This window comes from Nonomuraea sp. NPDC004186 (assembly GCF_053603495.1).
In genome coordinates this window covers 150,762-157,763 of sequence record NZ_JBSGFQ010000016.1, presented here as the reverse complement: position 1 = coordinate 157,763, position 7,002 = coordinate 150,762, and the positions used below count along the sequence as shown (strand labels likewise).

5 protein-coding genes are annotated in these 7,002 nt (G+C 70.5%); 2 read left to right on the top strand and 3 right to left on the bottom strand.

Features of this window, described 5'->3' with window-relative positions:
• On the bottom strand, positions 1-404 hold a 404-nt coding region (locus ACWEPL_RS16160), incomplete at its 3' end, for a helix-turn-helix domain-containing protein (protein ID WP_452436589.1).
• Positions 405-579: 175 nt separating this feature from the next.
• Between ACWEPL_RS16160 and ACWEPL_RS16155 the strand changes: the two genes are divergently transcribed.
• Positions 580-3,516 carry a glycosyl hydrolase gene (locus ACWEPL_RS16155; RefSeq protein ID WP_452436588.1) on the top strand — a complete coding sequence of 979 codons (2,937 nt, stop codon included), beginning with the start codon at positions 580-582 and terminating at the stop codon, positions 3,514-3,516.
• A gap of 247 nt (positions 3,517-3,763) precedes the next feature.
• Positions 3,764-4,033: a hypothetical protein gene (locus ACWEPL_RS16150; protein WP_452436587.1), complete on the top strand. Its 270-nt coding sequence runs from the start codon at positions 3,764-3,766 to the stop codon at positions 4,031-4,033.
• A 315-nt stretch (positions 4,034-4,348) separates the two neighbouring features.
• On the opposite strand, the gene ACWEPL_RS16145 is transcribed toward ACWEPL_RS16150, so the two are convergent.
• Positions 4,349-4,789 (bottom strand): hypothetical protein, encoded by a 441-nt coding sequence (locus ACWEPL_RS16145; RefSeq protein WP_363966703.1) that lies wholly within the window; start codon positions 4,787-4,789, stop codon positions 4,349-4,351.
• An 81-nt stretch (positions 4,790-4,870) separates the two neighbouring features.
• Positions 4,871-6,856, bottom strand: a complete 1,986-nt coding sequence (locus ACWEPL_RS16140; RefSeq protein ID WP_452436586.1) for an alpha/beta hydrolase — start codon at positions 6,854-6,856, stop codon at positions 4,871-4,873.
• Between the last annotated feature and the right edge of the window lie 146 nt (positions 6,857-7,002).

The window sequence follows — 7,002 nt, the reverse complement described above, 5'->3', positions numbered from 1 at the left end:
GTCGCGGCCGGGTGGCAGGGCTGGGAGTCCCACCGGCAGCCGTCGCCGTCCTTGGGCCACTCGACCGTGTCGAACCAGCCCCGCCCCTTGAAACGCGGCAACCCTGGCGTGCGGCCTGCTTCGACACGGTCGAAGAACGCCCGGTACGCCTTGTCCAGCCTGCGGAGGGTGGCCTGCTGGGAGGAGAACGACCACCGGCCCTGACCGCCGGGGTCGTCGGCGCGGATGTGCTTCAGCTCCGCCGACTGCTCGCCATAGCGCACCGTCACCCCGGCTTTGCGGTAGGCCGTACGGCGGTGTTCGAGAACCGCGTTGTACAGCTCCCGGTGGTCTTCCAGACACTGTGCGAGCGCGGCGGCCTGCTTGCTGGTGGGGCGCAGCAGGAACTTGAACGACCTGCGCACACCCACCCCACACGCTCGGTAACGAGACCACCACGATATCGGCCGGCACCGACAAACCCGGAAGGAAATCTGTGACCCGCGGACCTGACAGGTCAAGGCACGCTCGGGCCTTGACGGCCCTCCCGCTCCCGATTCCCCCGTCGCCTGAAGACGACGGTTACCTCGGGAGACTCTGATGGACGACCTCTCGCGCCGTGGCTTCCTCTTCACCGCGACCCTCGCCGTCACCCTCGCCTCCGGCTCGCCCACCTCCGCCTTCGCCTCAGGCTCGCCCGCCTCCATCGCCGGTCCTCCCGGGGCGGGCTGGTTCGCGCGGCCGCGCCGGGCCGTGCGGCCGATGGTGCGCTGGTGGTGGCCCGACGCCCACGTCGATCCCGCCGAGATCCGGCGGGAGGTGGACGTGCTCGCGGACGCCGGGTTCGGCGGGGCGGAGATCGCGGCGGTGCACCACAGCATCCGCGACAAGTCCGTGCTGGACCCGGCCCGGCACGGCTGGGGCACCCCCGCCTGGAACGCCGCCGTCGAGGCCGCGCTCGACCAGGCGGCCCGGCGCGGCCTGATCATCGACCTCACCATCGGCCCGTCCTGGCCGGCCGCCGTCCCCACGATCACTCCCGAGCATCCGGCCGCGGTCAAGGAGCTGGCGCACGGCTCGGTCGCCGTGGCCGGGGGCGCCACGTACGCGGGTGAGGTGCCGCCGCCCGCCGTCGCCGGGCATCCCGCGCGTACGCTGCTGCTGGTCCAGGCGGCCCGGCTCGACCCCGCGAACTCCACCCGCAAGGAGACCGGCCTCGACCCCGCCTCCGTGGTTCGGGTGCCCGTGAGCGACGGGCGCGTCGACTGGACGGCGCCCGCCGAGGGCGAGTGGGTGCTGATCGCGTACTGGGAGCGGGGCTCGGGCCAGCGTCCCGAGTCCGGCCCGCACACCGTGCCCGAGGCGTACGTGGTGGACCACTTCAGCCGGGCGGGCACCCGGGCGGTGATCGACTACTGGGAGTCCACGCTGCTCACGCCCGCCGTGCGGAGGCTGCTGAAGCGGGCGGGCGGTGCGCTGTTCGAGGACTCCATCGAGATCGAGAGCGACGCGCTGCCGTGGACGCCGGGGCTGCTCGCGGAGTTCGAGCGGCGGCGGGGGTACTCGCTGGCGCCGTTCCTGCCGGTGGTGGTACTGGCGGAGGAGGATCCGGTCTTCGCGTACGACGCCGTGCTGACCAGGCATGCCCGCAAGGACTACTGGGACACGGTCTCCGAGCTGTTCAACGAGCACCACTTCGGGATGCTGCGCGACTGGGCGCATTCGATCGGCCTGGAGCTGCGGGCGCAGCCGTACGGGCTGCAGACCGACGCCATCGCCGCCGCGGCCATCCTCGACGTGGCCGAGGGTGAGTCGCTCGGCTTCAAGAACCTCGACGACTACCGCTGCCTGGCCGGGGGCCGGGACCTGGCGGGGCGCGAGGTGCTGTCGTGCGAGGCGGGGGCGTACGCGGGCGGGGCGTACACGACGACCTGGACGAAGCTGCTGCGCACGGTGGGGGGCGCGTACGCGGCGGGGCTCAACCAGACCGTCCTGCACGGTTTCTCCTACGCCACGGCGCCGGGTGCGGCCTGGCCCGGGTTCGCCGCCTTCACCCCCTACTCGGGGACGGTCGGCTATGCCGAGTCGTGGGGTCCGCGCCAGCCCACCTGGCGGCATATCAGCGATATTTCCGGATATTTCGCGAGAATCCACCAGATCATGCGAGAAGGTGCGCCACGTGCTGACGTGGCGGTGCTGCGGCAGACCGGCTACACCAAGACCGGCATCGGCGCCGGCTGGTTCACCGCGAGCGGCGTCCCCACCGGGTGGACCCACCAGTTCATCAGCGCGCCCCTGCTCGACCTGCCGTCCGCCCGCGTCTCGGGCCGCCGGCTGGCGCCTTCCGGGCCCGCCTACAAGGCGCTGTTCGTGGAGGGCGACCGCTTCTACGCCTCCGAGTGCACGATGACGGTCGCGGTGGCGCGGCGGCTGCTGTCGTACGCGCGGGCCGGGCTGCCCGTCGTACTCCTCGGCGCGTGGCGGTCCGCCTCGGTGCCGGGGGTGGCCGCGGAGGGGGAGAACGAGCGGCTTCGAGCGGTTCTGACCGACCTGCTGGCCGAGCCGTCCGTCCGGCTGGTCGCGGACCAGTCGGAGATCCCGGTCGCGCTCGCCACCCTCGGCGTGCGTCCCGACATCCGGTACGCCACCGCATCCACCCTCCTCGCAGCCCGCCGGGTGGCCGGCGACGTGGACTACTACTACCTCTGCAACGGCAAGCACACCGAGAACCCGAAGCCACCGGTGGCACCCATCGACCACGACGTCACGCTGGCGCGCACGGCCCGCGACGGCGTCCCGTACCTCCTGAACCCGTGGACCGGCCGCGCCGAGCGCCTGGCGCTCTACACGGCCGACACCGACGGGATACGGCTACGGGTGAAGCTGCGCCCGGGCGAGTCGACGGTGCTGGCCATCGGCCGCCCCGGCCTCTTCGGGACCGCCCCGGTGCAGGGACCTCACGCCGTGGCCACGGACGCCGACCTGGTGAGGTACGACCTGGGCACACTGGTCGTGCGCGCCTCCCGCGCCGGGACCTACACCATCACGCTCTCCGACGGCCGCACCGTCACCACGACGATCGGCCCGGTGCCCGAGCCGGTGCCCCTGTCGTCGTGGCGGCTGGAGGTCGAGGACCGGCGTCCGGAGGGCACGACCACGCACCGGCTCACCCTCGACCAACTCACCCCCTGGTCGGACATCCCCGAACTGGCCGACACATCCGGCATCGGCGTCTACACCACCGATGTGCGGCTGGAGGGCGGGGCGTACCTGGAGCTCGGCGCGGTCACCGACACCTGCCGCATCCTCGCCGACGGCCGTCTCCTGAACCCCGTGAACCAGCTCAACCCGGTCGTGGACCTGGGACGGGGCGTCCGCACACTACAGGTGGAAGTGGCCACACCCCTCGGCAACCGGCTCAGGGTGACGGACCCGGCGGTCTACGGCGGCCTGACCCGCCAGCCCTACGGCCTCCTCGGCCCGGTCCGGCTCGTCCCGTACGTCGAGGCCCGCCTGCGTCCGAACTCCGAACCATGAGCATCCGAACTCACCTCCGCCCTGCTCCCATTTCGCCAGAACGGCCCCCTTTCGCGCCCGAGCCGCCGACACCTATTCACATCCCGCGGGAGAAACACGCCGGACGCCGGGAGAAACAACCACACCCAAGCACGGGGGCGATGACCTGCACGAACTCCAACAGTGTGGCACTGTGCTCGCCGTCAGACCTTGCACCCGCGCACTGGTGCGGGATTGCCCTTCCCACCTTCGCAAAGGCAGGAATGCGGTGAACATAGAGGCACAGATCCTCGCTTTGCTAACGCGTATCCGGGCGCTCGAGGAGAACAGGCAGCCCGGAGACGACAGCTCCAAGACGATCAGCATTGCCCTGGTGCTGGCGGAACTCGCCGACATCCGGGCCGAGATGAGACAGGACCTCGCGGCCCTCGGTGACGAACTCGCCGGCCTTCGCCGCCATATGAACGACCGCTTCGCCACCATCCAGTCCGAGCTGCTGCACAGGCTCGGCGGGCTCCCACCCGAAGTGACCAACTAGCGAACCGATCACAGGACGGCAAAACAGCCCCGTCTGAGGCTGCCGAGGCTCAGGCGGGGCCGCTCTTTTGAACACGCCCTGGGCGGTGACAAGGCAGGCAACTGGGAGCGGTGGTACAGGGAGAACATCCCGCCGGCCGAAGCGCGGAAAGAACGCGGCTTGGGGCAGGAGGACTTTGCGGCGATCATGGATGTGAGTGTTGCCAGGGTTTCTCAAAATCGAGCGTGGCGAGGTGGGTCTCTCGATGTCATCGCTCGCTGCGCAGCCTGACGCCTCTTCCATCACCCATCGCCCAACGGAAAAGTTCTGCTGAGTTCAGGGCGTGGACGAGGGCTCGGGGGTGCCGTTGGGCCACAGGCAGGTAGAGGTGGAGCTCAGGGAAAGCACGTCGCCTTCCGTCCAACCGATGGTGATGAAGAAGTCGTCGGGGCGGGAGCGCCCGTAGAGTTGCAGGCCGTTGTCGGACTGGGCCTCGATGTAGTGGCCTTGGCTTTGCCAGTACGCCTTCACCTCGACGATCACCTTCTTGAGCGAGTCCTTGGGCAGCCCGCGCAGGTAGTACGTGCGATTGATGATGAGCCGATCTTCGGAGCCTCCGTCGACCGGGTCGAGGCATAGGCTGTCGTTAAGACTGGGCTGGTGCAGCTCCAGTTCGGGCTTGGGATGCATGATGGCGACGGTCCCGTTGATGAGCTGCTCAATGCGGGCCAGTGCCTGTGCCTTGGTGATCGTCGGCTTGTCGGCCGATGCGTTCATCGCTCCTCCTAGAGCTCCACCGGGCGCGCATCCTGCGACGAGAACCGCGGCTGCGATGATCAACCTGACGGAGCGGAACATCTAGTCTCCTGGCGGGGTCGGCGACGGCTGCGGACTGGGCGACGGCGGGGACACGAGCTCAGGAGAAGGATGTGCCGGAGGTGGCGACGGTGTCGGCAAGGGTGTCGGCAAGGGTGTCGGAGTCGGCACCTGCTTCGGCGTCGGCAGCTTCGTCACCTGGTCATATCGACCAGCGATGATGAATCCCATGTTCCTCAGCGAGACCGACTCATCGTTCCAGTAACCGGAGTGTGTCCCGATGTCATACCCAGTAAAAGCCAGGAAGCCCGAAACTGGCGTAGGGCTGACAACGAAACGCTGGGCGCCGAAGGCGATGTTGCTGGGGTCGGTGCCGAAGGGCCCCGGGCCGTTCGGGAGGGCGGGTTGCAGGACGCCCGAGATGGGGTGCCGCCCGCCGCTCAACGGAAAGTGCCCCAGGTCGGCCACCGGGTCCTGCGGGGACTCCCCTACCCACACCTGTTTGACTCCCAGATCGCCCGCCCGCATCGCCATCGTCCCCGGGCTGCCCACGAGGATGAGCTGATCGGCGAACGTCCCCTTCCGCGTCTGGGCGGCGATGCCGGTTACCACGCTGCCGTAGCTGTGGCCCAGGACGGTGAACCGTGGGGTGCCGGCCGCCTGGTGGGTGGCGTGCAGGCCGTCCAGGAAGCTGGCCAGCGGGCCGGCTCCGGCCTGGGCGAGATGGGGTGAGGCGACGGAGGTGTCCGCCCGGAGGATCCCGGCGTCGAGTTGCGGGGCCGTGTAGCCGAGCCAGAGAATCGAAGCGGTCTTCGCGTGGGGGGCCGAACGGCTCGCCTGGTCCCAGAGGGTTCCGGCGCGGGCCACGTCGGCGCCGATCCCCTCCAGGGTGCTGCCCGTGCCCGGCACGGAGGTGACCACCGAGTCGGCCTTGTCGGGGTCGCCGAAGGAGATGGCGGCCTTGCCGAGCCCGCCCAGTTCGAGGGCGAGCAGGAGCGCGGGCGGGCGGCCGTTGACCCCGCCCAGGGCCAGGCTCTTGGTGACGGCTTCGATCTGCCGCTGCTGCTTCTCCAGCTCCTCGATCTCACGGTGCGTGGTCATCCTCCGCCACGCGTCCGCCATGATGATCCCCTTCGCCAGGGACTCGTCCAGGGCCCGGCGCTCCGCCAGCCGCTTGGCGATGGCCTCCTTGCGCATGGCGAGATAGGCGCGGTTCGCGCTGTCGCGGGTGGCGGCGGGCACGCCGTTGAGCGAGCCGACCAGTTGCGGCGCGGCGTCGATGAGCCGCCGTTGGGCGGCCGGGTCGAGCATCTGCCACCAGGCGCTGACCCGGGCGGCGAGGGTGAGGTCCTTGCCGGTGTTCTGGGCCGCCACCAGCTTCTCCAGCGCCGAGGTGTCGCCGGCTGCGGCGGCGGCCATCACGTCGCCGATAGCGCCCGGGGCGGGGGCGGACCCGCCGAACAGCCCGAAGCCGAGCACGGCCGCGGTGGCCGCCTCTCTGTCGGGGCGCTGCTGGAGCACGGTCAGCCGTCTGCGCAGGTCGGCGACCTCGCCGGCGGCCCAGGCGCCCACGTCCCCGACCTGCTGGGCGGGCGCGGCGCTGACGCCCGCGGAGCCCAGCGCCGCCGAGAGAACACCTCCCGCGGCGGAGAGTTCGTGCCCAGCCCGCTCCAGATCCGCCACCATGCGGGTCATCGCCTCCACGTTCATCCCGGCGTAGCCGCCGCGCGTAGATGGAGTGGCGGGGAGCGGGGTGGACAGCGACGGCGGGGCAGCGTGCCCGCCGAGGGCGCGGATGCGGTCGGCGATCTGCGCGGCCGCGGTCTCGAAGGCACGCTGCAGCCGGGCCCGCTGGTCACCCATGGCTCGGGTGAAGGGAGCGGCGCCGCCGCCGACCCAGGCGTGGGCCGCCATGTAACGCATGCTGGAGTCGAGCGCGCCGAGGTGATCGCCGGCCAGTCGCACCACCCGCGCCAGGGCCTCCTCCAACCCTGCCGTGTCACCTGCCACAACCTCGTACGGTGACACAGTCGCCACCGTACGGAGTCAGGTCATAGCCAGCCGTTATCGGCGGCCATCATTGAGCGGCCGAGCATGATAAGGCGCACTATCGGGCCTATCTCTTCTCCAGAACGCCGCCCCGCTCGTTCACCTGTGGGAACGCTAGTGCGTCC

Coding starts and splice junctions, on each gene's coding strand:
- ACWEPL_RS16145 (WP_363966703.1), bottom strand. CDS start 4,789: ATGAACGCATCGGCCGACAAGCCGACGATCACCAAGGCACAGGCACTG.
- ACWEPL_RS16155 (WP_452436588.1), top strand. CDS start 580: ATGGACGACCTCTCGCGCCGTGGCTTCCTCTTCACCGCGACCCTCGCC.